Origin of the sequence: Pseudomonas sp. (assembly GCF_002796985.1) — a bacterium.
In the GTDB taxonomy this organism is placed as follows: domain Bacteria; phylum Pseudomonadota; class Gammaproteobacteria; order Pseudomonadales; family Pseudomonadaceae; genus Pseudomonas.
In genome coordinates this window covers 805,284-822,978 of record NZ_PEKX01000007.1, presented here as the reverse complement: position 1 = coordinate 822,978, position 17,695 = coordinate 805,284, and the positions used below count along the sequence as shown (strand labels likewise).

Here is a 17,695-nt window from a genome sequence, read left to right as displayed (position 1 = left end):
AATCACTCCTCGTGGACGACGGGTTGAGCCACGATCAGCGGCAGGATCAGGGTGGCGCTGGTGCCGAAACCTGGGCGCGAACGCAGGCGCAGCTCACCCTGGTGGGCCTTGGCGACGGCTTTCACCACGGCCAGGCCGAGGCCGGTGCCGGTGGTCTTGGTGGTGAAGAACGGCTCCCCCAGGCGCGCCAGGGTTTCGCCGCTCATGCCCGGCCCGTTGTCGCTGATGGCCAGGCGCAGGCTGTTGTCGCGCTGGTAGAGGTGCACCTTCAGGCGTACGTCACGGCCGGCGGCCTGGATGGCGTTTTCCACCAGGTTGAGCACCGTGCCGACCAGGGTGTCGCGGTTGCACAGCAGTTCGCCCACGCGAGCGTCGCACTGCCAGCGCACGTTCAGGCCGGCGACATGGGATTCGGCGGCGGCGCGCAGGCTGGCGAAGAGTTGCTTGGGGACCAGCCGATCCGGCAGCGGCAGTTCGCCACGGGCGAACACCAGCATGTCGCGCACCTGGCTTTCCAGCTCGTGCAGGCGCTCCTTGATGCGGCCGGCGAAACGCTGCTGCTGTTCGACCGGCAGCTCGCCTTCACTCAGGTGGCCGGCGTAGAGCATGGCGGCGGACAGCGGGGTACGGATCTGGTGGGCCAGGGAAGCGACCATGCGCCCCAGGGCGGACAGGCGTTCGTGGCGGGCCAGTTGGTCCTGCAGGCGACGGGTTTCCGTCAGGTCGTTGAGCAGCACCAGTTGGCCGGGCTCGCCGTTCAGCGGGCGGATGGCGATGGACACGCGGCGGCCATCGCGCAGGGACACTTCGTGGCCGTCATCGGCGCGCGGGGCGAAGCTGCGGGAGATCACCTCGCGCCAGAGCATGCCCACCAGCGGCTTGCCAAGCAGCGCCACCGCCACTGGATTGGCGTCGCGCACGACACCCTGGCCATCGATCACGATGACGCCGCCAGGCAGCACATCGAGCAGGCTCTGCAGGCGGTTGGCCAGGCGCTCCTTCTCGGCCAGCTCCTGCATGCGCTGCGCGCTGACCAGGGCCAGCTCGCCCTTCAGCTCGGTAACGCGCGCTTCCAGCAGGCTGTAGGACTGGTTGAGCTGGCTGGACATCTGGTTGAACAGCGCGAAGGTCTGCTCCAGATGGGCGCGGCTCTGCTGCTCCACCGGCACCTGCAGTGGGTCTGCAGGCAACTGGGAAGCGAGTTCAGTCTGGCGGTGGGTGACGGGCATCATGCGGTTTTTCCTCATCCGTCCGACGGCGTGAATCTGTCGGTCGGATGAGTCTTAGCAAACCCCGTGCCTAAAATTTACTCGTTATATTTCAATGACTTAGAAAAACGAGTGTGACGGAGGCGTCAATCCTCCGCCATTTCCTCTTCGCGGCGGCTCATGCCGTACTTGCGCATTTTCTCCACCAGGGTGGTGCGGCGGATACGCAGGCGTTCGGCGGCACGGGCGACCACGCCACTGGCGTCGTCCAGCGCCTGCTGGATCAGGCCCTGTTCCAGGTTGGCCAGGTAATCCTTCAGGTCGATGCCCTCGGCCGGCAGCATCGCCGGCGAGTCGAGGCCCGGCAGGCCGGCAGTGATCGCCGCGCGTTCTTCCAGTTCCTCGCGCAGGCTGGTCGCCAGCTGCTCGTCCTCGTCGTCGACGTGGCGGAACTTCTTCGGCAACTCGCCCACGCCGATTACGCCGTAGGGATGCATGATCGCCAGGCGCTCGACCAGGTTGGCCAGCTCGCGCACGTTGCCCGGCCAGTCGTGACGGCAGAGCGACATGATGGCGGCGGAGTTGAAGCGGATCGAACCGCGCTTCTCGTGCTCCATGCGCGAGATAAGTTCGTTCATCAGCAGCGGGATGTCCTCCACGCGCTCACGCAGCGGGGCCATCTCGATGGGGAAGACGTTGAGGCGGTAGTACAGGTCTTCGCGGAAGCTGCCGTCCTCGATCATCTTCTCGAGGTTCTTGTGGGTCGCGGCGATGATGCGCACGTCCACGTTCTGCGTCTTGTTGCTGCCCACGCGCTCGAAGGTGCGCTCCTGCAACACGCGCAGCAGCTTGACCTGCATCGGCAGCGGCATGTCGCCGATTTCGTCGAGGAACAGGGTGCCGCCGTTGGCCAGCTCGAAGCGACCGGCACGGGTGGTGATGGCGCCGGTGAAGGCGCCCTTCTCGTGGCCGAACAGTTCGCTTTCCAGCAGCTCCGCCGGGATCGCGCCGCAGTTCACCGGCACGAAGGGCGCATCGCGGCGCTTGGAGTGATAGTGCAGGTTGCGCGCGACCACTTCCTTGCCGGTGCCGGACTCGCCGAGGATCAGCACGCTGGCGTCGGTATCGGCGACCTGCTGCATCATCTGCCGCACCTGCTGGATGGCACGACTGGTGCCCACCAGGCTGCGGAACAGGTTGGGTTCGCGCTGACGGCCGCGCTCGCGGGCCTGGTCGTACATCTCGCGGTAGACCTGGGCGCGGTGCAGGGAGTCGAGCAGCTTGTTGTAGCTGGGCGGCATCTCGAGGCTGGCCAGCACGCGGCGGCGCAGCTCTTCGGGCCACTCGTTGGGCACCGGCTCGCCCATCAGCAGGACGGGCAGGTATTCATCCCAGGCCGCGAGCTGCTTGAGCAACTCCAGCGCCCCGCCCTTGCTCTCCACGGCGCCGACCAGTACGCAGAGTACGTCGCGACTGCCGTTGGGCAGCGGATCGACGACCTGGCGCCAGTCACGACTGCCACAGGACAACTGGTCTTCACCCAGGAAACTGATGATCACCGAGAGGTCTCGGCAGCGGTCCTGGTTGTCGTCGATCACGAGGATTTTCGTTTCGCGCCACATCTTAGCTTGTCATCCCGGGCTTGAAGGCCGTCGTACGGCGGCTGACACGATCTGGCCACAGCACAAATTCCTCGTGCTAGCCAGCATTTGGCCACTAGTTAAGTCAAAAATGTGGCTCGAGTCAAATTTATGGCGTGTTTTTTTTGATGTAGCCCGACGAAGGGTGTTGATCCCCGTCATGGCAATCGAACTGGAGGGTAGTTCGAAGTGTAGGCGGCGGCCACCGGCACCTGGCCGCTCACCGCCGAAAGAAAGCCGATCCGGACGGATCAGCCGAACATCTGGTAAACCTTGGCGCCCTGGCTGGAGCGGCGCACAGCGGTCAGCTCTTCGCCGATGGCGGTGCGCTGGGCAGTGCAGACCTGGACCAGGTCGGCGTACAGCGCCAGCAACTGCTCCATGGTTTCGCGCAGGGCCTGCTCGTCGCGCGTGGCATCCTGCATGGCCACATCGACCTGCTCACGGCACTTCTGGTCGAGGTCGCCGATGGCTTCCCAGTCCTGGTTGTGCAGGGCGGTGCTCAGGGCAGCGCGGGTTTCGTTGAGTTGAAGCATGGCCTGGCTCATGACTGTTCCTTCCTTCAGGCGGCGATCGCGTCCCAGCCCGATTTTACTTCACGCAGCAGCCCCGAGACTTCATCGAGGATCGCAGCGTCACCATTGCGGTTGGCCTCCAGCAGACGCTCGGTCATGTACGCGTAGAGGCGGTCAAGGTTCAGCGCCAACTCGCCGCCCGCTTCCGGGTTCAGCGCTTCGCGCAGGCCGCCGACGATGCCGATGGCCTTGCTGATCAGCTCGCCGCGCTCGGCCAGCTGGCCGCGCTCGACGGCGCCACGGGCCTGGGCCAGACGCTCCAGACCACCCTGCATGAGCAACTGGATCAGGCCGTGCGGCGAGCTCTCGGCGACGCGCGCTTCCAGGCTGACTTGCTGGTATTGCTTCATGGCTTTCATGGCGTACATGGCAGGCTCCTGCTGCGAATTCTCTTACTGACCAAGGTATCGGCCAGTGAAGCGGGAGCTTGAAGACTAGTTTGCGATTTTTTCACCGTGGCCACGCTTCAGCGGGCCACGGCGGATTCAGGATCAGTTCTTGGCGAACGGCAGGCTGGCGAGCTGGCTGGTGAGGCTGTTGGCCGTGGATTGCAAACTGCCCACCAGCGAATCCATCGCGTTGAACTGCTTGAGCAAGCGTTCCTGCAGCGAGGTGATCCGCCGGTTCAGATCGACCTGCTGTTTATCGACGCTTTGCAGCGTGGTCTGCAGTGCCTTGTTGCGCAACTCCAGAACACCGCCAGTATCGGTATAGGGTTTGAGGGTGTTGGTCAGTCGAGTGGCCAGCCCCTTGTCACCGACGAAGAGGTTGGCGACATCCTCGAAGTTGGCGCTGACCATCTTGTCCAGCTTGGTGGAATCCAGCTCCAGCGTGCCGTCCTGCTTGGTGGTGATCCCCAGGTCGGCCAGTACACGCACACCACCGTCCCCCTGGGTGGCGACCAACTCGTTGCGCACGCTGCTCAGCAGGCTGCGCACCGTAGCATCGCCCACCAGTGCGCCGGTCACCGGAGCCTTGTCCTCACCCACCTTGGTGACGACGGTCTGCTCCTTGATCGTGCCCATCAGCTTGTTGTAGGCATCGACGAACTTCTTGATGTTCGACTTGACCCCATCGGTGTCCAGGCTGACGCCGACGGTCAGCGGCTTGCCGGTCTCGGTCACACTCTTGAGGTTGAGGGTCACACCTTCCAGAGCGTTCTCCACGGTATTGGAGTTGCTCGTGACCTTGAGCCCGTCGATGGTCAGCTCGGCGCTCTTGGCACGGCTCAGCATGCGCGCAGCGGCCGGGTCACTCGGTACCGGCGGATCGACGGCATCCGGGTCGGTCGGGGCGGCACTGGGGGTGAAGGCCAGGCTGTTCAGGCTGGCACTGCCACTACCATCGTCACCGCTGACGTCGACGGAGATGTCCTTGCCATCCCCCATCTTGCTGCTGCTGAGAACCAGGCGCGAGCCATGGGCATCGGTCACGATGGTGGCGCTGATCCCCTCATCCTTGCCGGTCTTGTTGATGGCATCCCGCAGGCCCGCCAGGGTGTTGTTGCTGTCGTTGACATCAATGGCCGGCAGCGCGGTATCGCCCAGCTTGATGGTCAGGCTGCCCTTGCCGAAGGTCGCGGCCTGATCGCCGTTGGATGGCACAGCCCCCAGGGCAACCTTGCTGCCCTGAGCCAGTTGCTGGACCTCGACCTGGTAGCTACCCACACCTGCCTTGGCGGTACCGGTCGCAGAGAGGATGTCGGCCTTGGAAGAGCTGACGGATCGCCCCTGGAATTTGTCGACCTTGTTCAGGTCGGCCAGTGCGGTCTGGAAATCGCTGATGGCGCTCTTCAGGCTCCCCAGCGCGGTGATCTTGGCGGTGGTGTCCTTGCTCAGCTTATCGATCTGGTTCTGCTTGGGGGCCTTTTCCGCCGCCACAAGCGTACTGACGATATTGTTGATATCGAGGCCCGAGCCAAGCCCAGTGATGGTGGTAGCCATTTTCCTTCTCCGTCAAGAAACCGCGCAAATCTCCGCTGAACAGAAACGCGAGCAAGAACTGCGCCAGGTACTCATACCCCAGTCAGGCACGCGTTTCGAACATCAGGCTGCGCATATCTTCCAACCGGGCGGCAAGTTTGAGCACTTCCTCGGAAGGAATTTGCCGCACCACTTTGCCGGAATCACCATCGATGACCTTGACCACGACATCGCCGGTCGCATCGTCGATGCTGAAGTTCAGATTGCGGCGCACGCCTTGTACATGTTTCTGGATATCCGACACGGCGGCATCCAGACGGGCACGTACGTCACGCGCATCCTCTGCACCAGCCTGCGCATCCGGCTTCGCGGCGGCAGTGGCGGAGGGAGGCGCGGGCTCGCTGCGCGAGGCGCCCTGGAACGCCGATGCTCCGGCTACGTTGCCAACGTCCATGGTTCACTCCTTCGCAAAGCCAAAAGGGAGGAAGGGTTGCCCCTTCCTCCCGTAGTCGGATCGACTATCCCTCAACCTTAGCGGAGCAGGCTGAGCACCGACTGCGGCAGTTGGTTGGCCTGGGCCAGGATCGCGGTACCGGCCTGTTGCAGCACCTGGTTCTTCGACAGGGTCGCGGTTTCCGCGGCGAAGTCGGCGTCCTTGATGCGGCTGCGGGCGGCATCGACGTTCTCGGAGATGCTCTGCAGGTTGGCGATGGTGTTGTCGAAACGGTTCTGCACCGCACCCAGGCTGGAACGGGTGTTGTCGATCTGGGCCAGGGCCGAGTCGATGATGCCGATGGCCTTCTGGGCGCCGTTCACGTCGCTGATGTCGATCGACTGCACGGTGTCCATGGTGGAGTTGGCGGCAGTGTTGGCGAAGATGGTCGAGTCTGCGCTGGCCTGGATGCTGAAGCCGCTCAGCGAGGTCACGCGGATGTCACCGCTCACCAGGGTGGAGTCGTTGCCGCCTTCGGTCAGAGTCACGCTGGTAACGGCATTGTCATCGTAGTCGTAGGACTTGAGATCGACGCTCTGGTTACCAGCGGTGCCGACGGCGAAGTCCGAAATGCCGATGTTGCTGCCGTCTTTGGCTTCGAGGGTCAGGCTGCCTTTGTCGTCGATCTTGGCAGTAACACCGGTAGTGGACGACTTGGCGTTGATCGCATCACGAACGCTGGACAGGTCGGTAGCGTCGCTGACGTTGGCGGAGATCGCAGTGCTGGCACCGCCCTTACCGCTCAGAGTGAAGGAGACGTTACCGGTGCCGGACAGGTTCGACAGAACAGTCTTGGTGCGAGCCTCGGCCTTCACGCCGGTAGCCGACTCTTTAGCGTTGATGGCGGCAGCCACATCAGCAGCACTGCTACCAGCAGCACCACCCACGGAGGCGGTGGTCGCCTGACCGTCCGGACCGGTGATGGTCAGGGTGTTGGCAGTCATGCCGTTGCCGGCTGCGGGGATAGCGGCAGCGGCGGCGGTTGCGGTACCGAACATGGTGCCGGCAGCAGCACGACCTTTGATCGAGTGAGTACCCAGGTCCGTGGAGCTGGCAGCGCCGACGGAAACGCTGATGGTCTCACGGGCGTTGGAGCCAACCTGGAAGTCGACGTTGGTGAAGGAGCCGTCCAGCACCTTGCGGCCACCGAAGGTGGTGGTGTCGGCGATACGGGTCATTTCGTCCTGGAGGGCGCTGACCTCTTTCTGCAGGGCCTTGCGGTCGGTGGCATCGTTGGTGCCGTTGGCCGACTGCAGGGACAGGTCACGCATACGCTGCAGGATGTTGGTGGACTGCTGCAGGGCGCCTTCAGCGGTCTGCGAAAGCGAGATGCCGTCGTTGGCGTTGCGCACGGCAACGTTCAGGCCGCTGATCTGGCTGCTCATGCGGTTGGAGATCTGCAGGCCGGCGGCATCGTCCTTGGCGCTGTTGATGCGGTTGCCGGTGGACAGACGCTGCAGCGAGGTATTCAGGGCGTTCGACGAACCGCTGAGGTTACGCTGGGTGTTCAGGGAAGCAATGTTGGTATTGACGGTAAGGGCCATGGTGGTCTCCTTCAGTGGTCCTGTTAGTTCCTGAGCCTGCGATATCCCGGCCTGCTTGCTCAGGGACACCAAGAATTCGCATTCGAATTGTTTATCGGCGCTGATCCAGTGAGCTTTAGCGAAATTTCAAGAGATTTTTTTCAGCTTGCGGATCAGTCACTTACAGACACTTACCGGCAAGAGCACGGGTAGGAGCGAGCTTGCTCGCGAAGGATTCACAGGCAGCAGCGGAGCCCAGGGGGTTCGCGAGCAAGCTCGCTCCTACAAAAGGGGTTCCGTGCAGAAATTTTGTCGACAAAAAAGCCCGCGGCTTTAGGCGCGCGGGCTTCGTTGTTCTCGAAGACGATCAGTTGAGGTAATTGAACAGGCTCAGCCCACTGATCTTTACGTAGCTCTGTTGCGCCGCCTGCAGGACGGTCGACTGCATCGACAGGCGCGACAGCGCTTCGGCGTAGTCCAGGTCCTGCAGGTCGGAGATGACGCCCGCGTTCACCAGCTTCACGTCGTCGATGAATATCTCGGTGGAGTCGATGGTATTGAGCCGCGCACCGATCTGCCCGCGCCCCTTGAGTACCTGCCCGCTGGCTGCGTCCAGGTTGGAGATGGCAACCCCGGTTGCGTCGCGGATGGCCTTGCTGCTCTCGGTGTCGTCCCCACCCTTTTCCAGTGCCTTGCGCAAATCCGAAACCACGTTCAGCAGGCTGCGCTTCTCGCTGTCAGGATCACGCTTGATGCTGAACTCGTCACCGGCCTTCGGGGTGCCATCGAGGATCACACTGACGCCACCGTAACGGATGTAATCCTTGGTCAAGGGGTCATCGTCGATGGCGCCGGTACTGAGCTGCCCGGTCGGCGGAGTGGTCGGGTCGTAGGTAGTCCAGTCGTAACCGGCCGGCAACTGCGTCGGGTCGTAAACGACATAGTTGTTCTGATCGAGGAAGTGAATACCGACGCCATCCGTAGGTTGCGGCGGATTACTGGTCGGGAACACGGTGTCATAGTCCACCTTGTCCTCGACCATGCCCAGGGATATGCGCCCGGTTCCGGTGTTCGCGGCGGCGCCAGCGGTGCTCACCCGATTGGCGTTGGCAACGTCCTCGAACAGGAACTTGCCGCTGTCGCCGACGCCCAGGAGGGTGCTGCTGGCAATCTGCAGTTGGCGCTGACTTTCGTCGCCCTGGTAGCTGTAGGTGCCATCCGCGTTGCGCACGAAGGGCTGGGTGTCGCCCTGCGAGCCGGAGAACAGATACTTGCCACTGGCATCCTTGCTGTTGAGCAGGTTCAGCAGTTCGTCTTCGCGTTGCGACAATTCGGTCCCCAGGGCCTTGCGGTCGGAGTCATCCCTGGCGCCGTTGCCCGCCTCCACCGCGATCTCGCGAATGCGCTGGATCACGTTGCCCACGGAATTGAGGATCGACTCCTCCGTCGTCAGGCTGTTCTTCGCCGCCGTGATGTTGCTTTTGTACTGGTCGTTGAGCGACTGCTCCTGGCTCAGCTGCAACAGGCGCACCGAGGCCACCGGGTCGTCCGCCGGGGTGAGGATGCGCTTGCCGGTGCTGATCTGTTCCTGGGTGCGGGTCACGCTGCCGTAGTTCTTCTGCAGCCCGCCGACGGAGTTGTTGTACGCCTGGATAGTGGAGATGCGCATGGTCGAATCCTTCGTCAGCTATCAGCGGAACGCGCCGATCAGGGTGTCGAACAGCGATCGGGCGACCTGGATCACCTGGGCCGACGCGCTGTAGTACTGCTGGAACTGGATGAGGTTGGCGGCCTCTTCGTCCAGGTTCACGCCCGACAGCGAATCGCGGTTGTTCTGGGCCTGATTGAGCACGGTGTTGCTGGCGTCGGCGTTGTTGCGCACCTGCGCGGTCAGGGTACCGATGCGCTCCACCAGGCCGCCGTAGGCGTCGTTGTAGGAGGCGCCGGTGCTGCCGGTGCCGCCCACGGTGGCCTTGCTTTGCAGGCCGGACAGCGCCAGGGCATTGCTGTTGTCGGAGATGCCCTTGGTGTTCATACCGACCGTGAAGCTGTCGCCGGCCTGGGGCACGCCGCTCAGGGTGAATTCGTAGCTGTAGCTGTTGCCGCTGCCCGGGTCGGTGTAGTCCAGGCGCACGGTGTTGGTTTGCCCGGAGGTCAGGCCACCCGTCGAGGGCGACACGTAGCTCAGGGTCGCGCCCGCTGGCAAGGTGCCGGTCAGGCTGTTGCCGGTGGCGTCGAAGCTCAGCTTCAGGCCGTTGGCGCCGAACAGGTTCTGCAGGTCGCCGGTGTTGATCGGCGACGGGCCGCCGACGAGCTTGGGTTGGCCAATGGAACCGGTGCCGCGGTTGTTGGTGGTGGACTCGCTGCGCGCGGTGCCGGCAAAGGCCAGTTGATCGCCCTTGGTCAGCACCGTGCTGATGTCCGCCGCACCGCGCCGGGTCGGCTGCAGGGTGAAGCCGTCGCCCGCCGGCGGCAGTGCGTTCATGGTCATGGTGAAGCCCTGCTTCGCCCCGTCCTTGTCGGCAAAGTTCAGGGTGTAGGTGGCAGGTACTCCGCTGGAAGTGACGGTGACGTCGATGGGCTCGTTGTCGCTCAGGCGGCGTGCCGTGAACTTGGTGCCGTCGTACTCCACCCGGTAATCACTGGCGCCCAGCTTGCTGGTGTCGGTGATCTGCAACTGGGCATCCACCGTGCCGGTATTGGTCGACTGCGCCAGCACGCGCAGGCGCGCGATGCTCGGGTCGTTGATGTTGCCGAACAGGTTGCTGCCGGCATTGCCGGAGAGGTCCAGACCCTGGCCGAGCTGCTTGTTGACGGTGTCGGCGAAGGTCAGGGCGATCTGCCCGAGCTTGTTGTACGAGGCATCCAGCGCGGTGTCGCGGTAGGCCAGCAGGCCGCCCATCTGCCCACCGGAAATCTGCGTGGTGATGGTCTGGGTGGCGCTGCCGCTGACCAGTTGCACTTCGTAGCGGCTCGGGTCATTGGTGCCCGGCACGACCTGCAGCGCCGACGTGCTGGTGCCCACCACCAGCGGCTGGCCGGTGCCGATGAACAGGTTGACCGAGCTGTCGTCCTGGGGCACGGCCTGCACGCCGATCAGCTCGGAGAGCTTGCGGATGGTCTCCTCGCGGGCATCGATCAGGTCGTTGGGCTGCCCGCCGGCGGCCTTGGCCTTGGCGATGGCGTCGTTGTAGCTGGCGACGCTGGACGCCAGCGAGTTGACCTGGCTGGCCAGCGAGCCGAGCTGCTGGTTGATCAGGCTGTTCTGCTTGTCCAGCTGGTCATAGAGGGTGTTGAACGACTTCGACAGCCCCTGCGCCTCGGCCAGCAGCGCCTCGCGGCCTTCGGTAGCCGACGGGTTGGCGGCGGCGGTCTGCAGCGCGGCGAAGAACTTCTGCAGCGCCGGGCTGATGCCGGTGGTGGTATCGGAGAGCAGCGAGTCGAGCTGTTCGATCTGGCCCTGGAAGGCACTCAGTTCATTGGCCTGGCTGGTGGCGGTGCGCACCTGCGAGAACAGGTAGTCGCTGGCGAGCCGGCGCACGTCCACGACCTGGCTGCCCGAACCGATGTAGCCGGCGCCGCTGTACTGCGGGATGCCGCTCTGCTGCACCGATTGCTGACGGGAATAGCCGGGCGTGTTGACGTTGGTGATGTTGTGGCCGGTCACCGTCAACGAAGTCTGGCTGGAACGCAGGCCAGACAGGCCAATGGAAAGTAGATCGCTCATCGCTCTTTGTCCTTATCCCAGGGGCGGGGTGTCCGCCGCGGCGACCGCCTGGTAGACCTGCATCTGCCGGGCGATCTGCGACACCTTGCGGGCGTAGTTCGGGTCGGTGGCATAGCCGGCCTGCTGCAGTTCCTTCATGAACTGTTCGGGGCGCCGGGTGGAGTCCAGGGCGTCCGAGTAGCGGTCGTTGTTCTGCAGGAAGCTCACGTAGTCGTTGAAGCTCTGCTCGAAGGAGTCGTAGGAGCGGAACGCCGCGACTTCCTTCACTTTCTTGCCGTTCTCGTACTCGCTGGTCAGCGCCTGCGCGGAGTCGCCGCCCCAGCGGGAGCCGGTCTTGATGCCGAACAGGTTGTGGCTGCTGGAGCCGTCCTGGTCACGAATGATGGATTTGCCCCAGCCGGTTTCCAGGGCGGCCTGGGCCACCAGGTAACGGGCATCGACGCCGATGCGTTCGGCGGCCTTCTGCGCCATGGGCAACAGGGTGGAGACGAACTCGTCCGCCGAGGCGAAGGCCGACTTGCCCGGCGCCCGTGACGGCTGGGCGTCGCGGCGAGCGCTGACGTCCCCGACTGAGGCGGAGGCGGAAATGGCGGCGGCCGCCGCGTCCACGTCCCGCACGGCGTTGGCGAAGGACTTGGCGGTCTGCCAGTCGTTGCCGGCCAGGGGCTTGCCCTGCTCTTCCGACTGGGCGGCGCCCGGGACGATGCCAGCCATCACGCGGTCGGCGAGCTTGCCCGGCAGTGCCAGGCGACGGGCATTGAGCAGCTTGGAGTCGTCACGGCCCTGCTCGGGTTGCGGCAAGGGTTTGCCACTGGCGTTCACGCCGGTGGTGGACGGCCAGCTGGCGGTGCTGTTGAGTTTCGAATGAGCGCCAGCGACCTGGGCGAAGGGATTCGCCGCGCCGCTGTGCTTGCCGCCATTCATCTTCGACAACTGCCGGGTAAGCACGTCCGACAGGCCGATGCCGCGGCCCTGGGTGGACAGGCTGACGGACAGCTGCTGGTCGTACATTTCCTGGTACTGCTTGGTGGTCGAGGTATTCATGAAGTTGCCCTCGGCCAGCACGTCGTTGGCCGAGCGCATGGACTTGAGCATTTCGTTCATGAACAGCGATTCGAATTCCTGGGCCACCTTGCGGATGTTGCCCTCGCTGTCGCGGCCGGAACCGTTCTTCAGCTGCGCCAGGCGATTGAGGTCGGTGTAGGCCCCGGAATTAGTCCCGGAGCTCTTGGTTCCAGGAGCAGCGCCGGAAAGCAGTTTGGCATCCACGTCGGCGTCCTCAGATCACGATCAGGTCGGCTTGCAGCGCGCCGGCCTGTTTCAGGGCTTCGAGAATCGCCATCAGGTCGCCGGGCGCGGCGCCCACCTGGTTAACGGCACGGACGATTTCATCCAGCGTGGTGCCGGGGCCGAACTTGAACATCGGCTTGGCTTCCTGCTCGGCGTTCACCCGCGAACGCGGGACCACGGCGGTCTGGCCGTTGGAGAACGGGCCGGGCTGGCTGACGATCGGGTCTTCGGTGATGGTCACGGTCAGGCTGCCGTGGGTCACGGCGGCCGGCGACACGCGCACGTTCTGGCCGATCACGATGGTGCCGGTGCGCGAGTTGATGATGACCTTCGCCACCGCTTCGCCAGCCTGCACGTCGAGGTTTTCCAGCACCGACATGTAGTCCACCCGCTGGTTCGGATCCAGCGGCGCGCTGACGCGCACCGAGCCGGCATCCACGGCCTGGGCGACGCCCGGGCCGAGCAGTTCGTTGATGCGGTCGACGATGTGCTTGGCGGTGGTGAAGTCGGGGCGGTTGAGGTTCAGGGTCAGCGTGTTGCCCTGGTCGAAGCCGCTCGGCACCGAGCGCTCGACGGTAGCGCCGCCGGGGATACGACCGGCCGACGGCACGTTGACGGTGATCTTGGAACCGTCGCGGCCTTCGGCGTCAAAGCCGCCGACCACCAGGTTGCCCTGGGCCACGGCGTAGGTCTGGCCGTCGATGCCCTTGAGCTGGGTCATCAGCAGGCTGCCGCCGCGCAGGCTCTTGGCGTTGCCGATGGACGACACGGTGATGTCGATGACCTGGCCGGGCTTGGAGAACGGCGGCAGGTCGGCATGGATGGACACCGCGGCGACGTTCTTCAACTGCACGTTGCCGACGTTGGCCGGCACCTTGATGCCGAACTGCGCCAGCATGTTGTTGAAGGTCTGCAGGGTGAACGGCGTCTGGGTGGTCTGGTCGCCCGTGCCATTGAGGCCGACGACCAGGCCGTAGCCGATCAACTGGTTGTTGCGCACACCCTGGATGGTGGCGATGTCCTTGAGCCGCTCAGCATGAGCCGCCGGAATCACCAGCCATGCACAGAGCAGCAGGAAGATGTAGGAGCGAGCTTGCTCGCGAACACCTTTGGCAGAGAACTTCGCGAGCAAGCTCGCTCCTACAATGGCCATGACATTCACCCTGCTCAGAACGGGAACAGCGGGCTGAGGAAGAAGCGATCGAACCAGCCCGGCTGGCTCGCATCGGCGAACGCACCGGTGCCCGAGTAGGTGATGCGCGCATCGGCGACCCGGTTGGAAGCGACGGTGTTGTCGGTGGCGATATCGTCCGCGCGGATCATGCCGGCGATGCGCACCAGCTCGTTGCCGGTGTTCAGGGTCATCCACTTCTCGCCGCGCACGGCGAGGATGCCGTTGGGCATGACGTCGGCCACGGTAACGGTGATCGAACCGGTCAGGCTGTTGCTCTGCCCGGCCTGGCTGTCGCCCTTGGCATCGCGCGAGCCGCCGTATTCGGCGGAGAGGCTGAGGTCGGCGCCGCCGATGGGGTTGTTGGTGGTCAGGCCGCTGCCCAGCATCGAGGTCAGCCCCATCTTGGTCTTGCTGTCCTTGGAGATGTCGGCGCTGGCTTTCTTGCTGGCCTGGGTCTTCTCGTTGAGGGTGATGGTGATGATGTCACCCACGCGGAAGGCCTTGCGGTCCCCGTAGAGGTTGTTGTCGAAACCCGACTGGTAGATCGAACCGTTGTTCTGCGCAGCCGGCATGGGGGTACGCGGCAGCACCGGAGCGTAATAGGGATCGTCCGGTTTCGGCGGCGGGCTCACGCACCCTGCCAGCGTGGCGATGGCCAGCAGCGGAAGGAGGTGGGAACGGTTCATCTACAGCTACCTCTCGGGGAGAGCGACTACGGGATCAGCGGGCCCGCAGGCCCGGGTATTCCTTGGGGATTAGAGGTTCTGGGTGACGAACGACAACATCTGGTCGGCGGTGGAGATGACCTTGGAGTTCATCTCGTAGGCGCGCTGGGTGGTGATCATGTTCACCAGCTCCTCGACCACGTTGACGTTGGAGTTTTCCAGGGTGTTCTGCTGCACCGTGCCCAGCCCGGTCAGGCCCGGGGTGCCGACCTGCGGCGCGCCGCTGGAGCCGGTTTCCAGGAACAGGTTGTTGCCGATCGCCTGCAGGCCGGCCGGGTTGATGAAATCGGCGGTCTGCAGGTTGCCGATGATCTGCGGCTGCGCGTTGCCGTTGGTGGTCACCGAGACGGTGCCGTCCTGGCCAACGGTGAAGGTCTGGGTTTCGTTCGGCACGACGATGGCCGGCTCCAGCGCGTAACCGTTGGCGGTGACGATCTGGCCATCGGAGTTCAGGTGGAAGCTGCCGTCACGGGTGTAGCCGACGGTGCCGTCGGGCATCAGCACCTGGAAGAAGCCGCGACCGTTGACCGCCATGTCCAGCGGCTGGTCGGTGGTCTGCAGGCTGCCTTCGGTGAAGTTCTTCTGCGTGCCGACGATGCGCACACCGGTACCCAGTTGCAGGCCCGAGGGCAGCTGGCTGTCCTGGGTGGAGTTGGCACCGGGCTGGCGCTTGATCTGGTACAGCAGGTCCTGGAACTCGGCGCGATCACGCTTGAAGCCGGTGGTCGAGACGTTGGCCAGGTTGTTGGAAATGGTGGTCAGGTTCATGTCCTGGGCGGACAGACCGGTCTTGCTGACCCAAAGTGCCGGAAGCATGTCGATCTCCTCGGACGCCGGATTCGTGGCGCCTCGAACGGTTAATCAGGTTCTAATCAGGCTCTAAATCAACTGAACTGCAAAACACGCGCCATGGCCGCCGAATCGTCTTCGGCGGTGCGCATCATCTTGACGTGGAGCTCGAACTGGCGGGACAGCGAGAGGATCGAGGTCATCTCTTCCACCGCGTTGACGTTGCTCGCTTCGAGGAAGCCGGATTCGACCTGGGCGTTGGCGTCGGCCTGCACCGCCGGCTGGCCGGGCTGCTGCTTGATGCGCACCAGGCCGTCGGCGCCCTTCTCCAACTGCTTCGGGTCCGGGCTGACCAGTTTGATACGGTCCACTTCGGCCACCACGTTGGGGTTGTCGCCCAGGCCGCGGATGCTGATGGTGCCGTCCTCACCGATGTCGATCTTTTCCTGCGGCGGCACGGCAATCGGCCCGCCATTGCCGATCACCGGCAAACCGTCGCCGGTGCGCAGTTGGCCGAGGGCGTCGATTTCCAGGCTGCCGGTACGCACGTAGGCTTCGCCGCCATCGGGCGCCTGCACGGCGATCCAGGCATCACCCTTGGCTGCCACGTCCAGGTCACGCCCGGTTTCCTGCAGGCTGCCGGCGGAGAAGTCGGTGGCCGGACGTTCGCTCATGGCGTAGACCCGCGACGGAAAACTGTCGCCGAACACCTGCATCGAACGCGCCTGCTCGAAGTCACGGCGGAAGCCGTTGGTGGAGATGTTCGCCAGGTTGTTGGCGTGGGCGCGCATGGCCAGGGTGTTCTGGCTTGCACCGCTCATGGAGACGTAAAGCATCTTGTCCATCGAATCCTCCAGACCCGCGTACGGGTTGTCTTGAAAGCGATAGAGCAAGTGCCGTGCCAGAGTCGCGAATAACCCGCAAGCGGCTGATATATAAAGGCTTATAAAAAGAAAGAGCCCCAGAAGGGGCCCTCGGAAGCCGTTGGCGGCGACGGTCTGCCGCCACCGGCAAGGGGAAAGTTGCCGCCTGCGCCGTGATACCGGCGCGGGGCTCGCCGCCCGCCTCCCTTTTATGCGGAGGCGGAGACGGCGGCGTCAACGCAGATTGATGATGGTCTGGGTGACCGCGTCTTCAGTCTGGATGGTCTTGGCGTTGGCCTGATAGTTGCGCTGGGCGACGATCAGGTCCACCAGTTCATTGGACAGGTCGACGTTGGAGGCTTCCAACGAGCCCGACTGCAAGGCTCCGAGGGTACCCGAGCGCGGCGTGCCGACCACCGGCTCGCCGGACTCCGAGGACTGCACCCAGGAAGTCTTGCCGATCGGGGTCAGGCCCTGGACGTTGGCGAAATTCGCCAGCACCACCTGGCCCTGCACCTTGGACTGGCCGTTGGTGTAGCGGGCGAAGATATTGCCTTCGTCGTCGATCTCCAGGCCCGACAGCTGGCCGGTGGTGTAGCCATCCTGGTTGACGGCATTGACCGCAAAGGCGGTGGCGTACTGGGTCGACTTGCGGATGTCCAGGGCAATTCCGCCGGTGTTCGCGGTGGCGCCGTTGGCGCTCCAGGTGGCCGGGGTCTTGCCGTCGGAGATGGCCGGAACCCAGTCGCCCATGACCAGGGTGCCGTCGGTAGGATTGACCGTGAAGGCATCGCCGGTCCCGTTATCCACCGGGGTCTGGGTCAGCAGTTGGCCCGCCGGGCTGAAGGTCAGGTTGACCTGGTACGGGCTGGTACCCATGCCGCTGACGGCAGCCAGCACACTGGCCGGGGTGGCGCCGGTGGCGGCAGCGGCGGCATTGGCGGCGGCAATCGCGGCAGGCGTGGCGCCCGAGCCGGCAACCGCAGCGGCAACGCTGGCAGGCGTGGCGCCGGTGGCGGCAGCGGCCGTAGTTGCCGAGCTAATCGCGGTGCTGTCGTCGGCCGGGTTGGCCGGGTTGCGCCCGTCGACCAGCACGTTCATGGCCCAGGTGTTCGCCCCGGTCTTGGTGAAGTACTGGGTCATGACATGGGCATTGCCCTGGCTGTCATAGATGTTCACCGAGGTCGAGGAGTTATAGGTGGTCGGGTCGCTCGAGTTGAACGGGGTGACCGTCGGCGTGGTGTTGGTGGAGTTCAGGTTGACCGTCTGGCTGACCTGGCTGGTGGCCTTGGGCGCCTGGTTCGAGGTCTCGATGCGCAGGTCGCCGACCACGCCACTCTGCAGCTGGCCCTGGGCGTTCACCGGGTAGCCTTGCAGGCGGTAGCCGTTGTTGTCGACCACATAGCCGCTCTTGTCGGTGCCGAAGTAGCCGGCACGGGTGTAGCTCACCGCGCCGTTGTTGCTGGTGACGAAGAAGCCGTTGCCGTTGATGGCCATGTCCAGGGCGTTCTGGGTCGAATCGATGGTGCCCTGGTTGAACAACTGCGACACGTTGGAGAGCAGCACGCCGCTGCCCACCGGGTTGCTGCCGCTACCCAGCACGGACGCCGCGTAGACGTCGGAGAACTCCGCGCGGGACTGCTTGAAGCCCACGGTGCTGGCGTTGGCGATGTTGTTGCCGGTGGTGTTGAGGTCACTGGAAGCGGCCTTGATACCACTGAGCCCGATATTGAAAGACATGCTTAGCTCCTGGTCGGTAGCGCCGA

The 17,695-nt window shown here is 64.3% G+C and carries 15 protein-coding genes; all 15 read right to left on the bottom strand.

Annotated features, from left to right (window positions below; translation table 11 throughout):
- Window positions 1-2 precede the first annotated feature (2 nt).
- The 15 genes from CTR55_RS09445 to CTR55_RS09375 all read right to left on the bottom strand — a co-directional run bounded on the left by CTR55_RS09445 (window position 3) and on the right by CTR55_RS09375 (window position 17,669).
- Window positions 3-1,232, bottom strand: a complete 1,230-nt coding sequence (locus CTR55_RS09445) for an ATP-binding protein (RefSeq protein WP_296285668.1) — start codon at window positions 1,230-1,232, stop codon at window positions 3-5.
- 122 nt (window positions 1,233-1,354) lie between these two features.
- Window positions 1,355-2,830: a sigma-54 dependent transcriptional regulator gene (locus tag CTR55_RS09440; RefSeq protein ID WP_296285667.1), complete on the bottom strand. Its 1,476-nt coding sequence runs from the start codon at window positions 2,828-2,830 to the stop codon at window positions 1,355-1,357.
- Between the two features lie 269 nt (window positions 2,831-3,099).
- Complete coding sequence (locus CTR55_RS09435; RefSeq protein WP_296285665.1) at window positions 3,100-3,396, bottom strand: flagellar protein FliT; 297 nt, start codon at window positions 3,394-3,396, stop codon at window positions 3,100-3,102.
- Between the two features lie 14 nt (window positions 3,397-3,410).
- Entirely contained in the window at window positions 3,411-3,791 is a 381-nt protein-coding gene (fliS, locus tag CTR55_RS09430) for a flagellar export chaperone FliS (RefSeq protein ID WP_296285664.1), read from the bottom strand.
- 123 nt (window positions 3,792-3,914) lie between these two features.
- Window positions 3,915-5,366: a flagellar filament capping protein FliD gene (fliD, locus tag CTR55_RS09425; RefSeq protein ID WP_296285663.1), complete on the bottom strand. Its 1,452-nt coding sequence runs from the start codon at window positions 5,364-5,366 to the stop codon at window positions 3,915-3,917.
- 82 nt (window positions 5,367-5,448) lie between these two features.
- On the bottom strand, window positions 5,449-5,799 hold the full coding sequence (locus tag CTR55_RS09420; RefSeq protein ID WP_296285662.1) for a flagellar protein FlaG: 351 nt from the start codon (window positions 5,797-5,799) through the stop codon (window positions 5,449-5,451).
- A 77-nt stretch (window positions 5,800-5,876) separates the two neighbouring features.
- Window positions 5,877-7,382 carry a flagellin gene (locus CTR55_RS09415; RefSeq protein ID WP_296285661.1) on the bottom strand — a complete coding sequence of 502 codons (1,506 nt, stop codon included), beginning with the start codon at window positions 7,380-7,382 and terminating at the stop codon, window positions 5,877-5,879.
- 346 nt (window positions 7,383-7,728) lie between these two features.
- Entirely contained in the window at window positions 7,729-9,030 is a 1,302-nt protein-coding gene (flgL, locus tag CTR55_RS09410; RefSeq protein WP_296285659.1) for a flagellar hook-associated protein FlgL, read from the bottom strand.
- A 21-nt stretch (window positions 9,031-9,051) separates the two neighbouring features.
- Entirely contained in the window at window positions 9,052-11,088 is a 2,037-nt protein-coding gene (flgK, locus tag CTR55_RS09405) for a flagellar hook-associated protein FlgK (RefSeq protein ID WP_296285658.1), read from the bottom strand.
- A 12-nt stretch (window positions 11,089-11,100) separates the two neighbouring features.
- Window positions 11,101-12,357, bottom strand: a complete 1,257-nt coding sequence (gene flgJ, locus CTR55_RS09400; protein ID WP_296285657.1) for a flagellar assembly peptidoglycan hydrolase FlgJ — start codon at window positions 12,355-12,357, stop codon at window positions 11,101-11,103.
- Between the two features lie 10 nt (window positions 12,358-12,367).
- Window positions 12,368-13,510 carry a flagellar basal body P-ring protein FlgI gene (locus tag CTR55_RS09395; protein ID WP_296285655.1) on the bottom strand — a complete coding sequence of 381 codons (1,143 nt, stop codon included), beginning with the start codon at window positions 13,508-13,510 and terminating at the stop codon, window positions 12,368-12,370.
- A 35-nt stretch (window positions 13,511-13,545) separates the two neighbouring features.
- Window positions 13,546-14,238: a flagellar basal body L-ring protein FlgH gene (flgH, locus tag CTR55_RS09390; protein ID WP_296285653.1), complete on the bottom strand. Its 693-nt coding sequence runs from the start codon at window positions 14,236-14,238 to the stop codon at window positions 13,546-13,548.
- A gap of 69 nt (window positions 14,239-14,307) precedes the next feature.
- On the bottom strand, window positions 14,308-15,093 hold the full coding sequence (gene flgG / locus CTR55_RS09385; RefSeq protein ID WP_296285650.1) for a flagellar basal-body rod protein FlgG: 786 nt from the start codon (window positions 15,091-15,093) through the stop codon (window positions 14,308-14,310).
- 68 nt (window positions 15,094-15,161) lie between these two features.
- Window positions 15,162-15,911, bottom strand: a complete 750-nt coding sequence (flgF, locus tag CTR55_RS09380; RefSeq protein WP_296285648.1) for a flagellar basal-body rod protein FlgF — start codon at window positions 15,909-15,911, stop codon at window positions 15,162-15,164.
- Window positions 15,912-16,163: 252 nt separating this feature from the next.
- Window positions 16,164-17,669, bottom strand: coding sequence for a flagellar hook protein FlgE (locus tag CTR55_RS09375; RefSeq protein WP_296285645.1), 1,506 nt, complete (start codon window positions 17,667-17,669; stop codon window positions 16,164-16,166).
- Window positions 17,670-17,695 lie beyond the last annotated feature (26 nt).

What these genes read in the sequence shown, in the direction of transcription:
- CTR55_RS09445 (WP_296285668.1), bottom strand. Translation starts at nt 1,232, where the DNA reads ATGATGCCCGTCACCCACCGCCAGACTGAACTCGCTTCCCAGTTGCCT.
- CTR55_RS09440 (WP_296285667.1), bottom strand. Translation starts at nt 2,830, where the DNA reads ATGTGGCGCGAAACGAAAATCCTCGTGATCGACGACAACCAGGACCGC.
- CTR55_RS09435 (WP_296285665.1), bottom strand. Translation starts at nt 3,396, where the DNA reads ATGAGCCAGGCCATGCTTCAACTCAACGAAACCCGCGCTGCCCTGAGC.
- fliS (WP_296285664.1), bottom strand. Translation starts at nt 3,791, where the DNA reads ATGTACGCCATGAAAGCCATGAAGCAATACCAGCAAGTCAGCCTGGAA.
- fliD (WP_296285663.1), bottom strand. Translation starts at nt 5,366, where the DNA reads ATGGCTACCACCATCACTGGGCTTGGCTCGGGCCTCGATATCAACAAT.
- CTR55_RS09420 (WP_296285662.1), bottom strand. Translation starts at nt 5,799, where the DNA reads ATGGACGTTGGCAACGTAGCCGGAGCATCGGCGTTCCAGGGCGCCTCG.
- CTR55_RS09415 (WP_296285661.1), bottom strand. Translation starts at nt 7,382, where the DNA reads ATGGCCCTTACCGTCAATACCAACATTGCTTCCCTGAACACCCAGCGT.
- flgL (WP_296285659.1), bottom strand. Translation starts at nt 9,030, where the DNA reads ATGCGCATCTCCACTATCCAGGCGTACAACAACTCCGTCGGCGGGCTG.
- flgK (WP_296285658.1), bottom strand. Translation starts at nt 11,088, where the DNA reads ATGAGCGATCTACTTTCCATTGGCCTGTCTGGCCTGCGTTCCAGCCAG.
- flgH (WP_296285653.1), bottom strand. Translation starts at nt 14,238, where the DNA reads ATGAACCGTTCCCACCTCCTTCCGCTGCTGGCCATCGCCACGCTGGCA.
- flgG (WP_296285650.1), bottom strand. Translation starts at nt 15,093, where the DNA reads ATGCTTCCGGCACTTTGGGTCAGCAAGACCGGTCTGTCCGCCCAGGAC.
- flgF (WP_296285648.1), bottom strand. Translation starts at nt 15,911, where the DNA reads ATGGACAAGATGCTTTACGTCTCCATGAGCGGTGCAAGCCAGAACACC.
- CTR55_RS09375 (WP_296285645.1), bottom strand. Translation starts at nt 17,669, where the DNA reads ATGTCTTTCAATATCGGGCTCAGTGGTATCAAGGCCGCTTCCAGTGAC.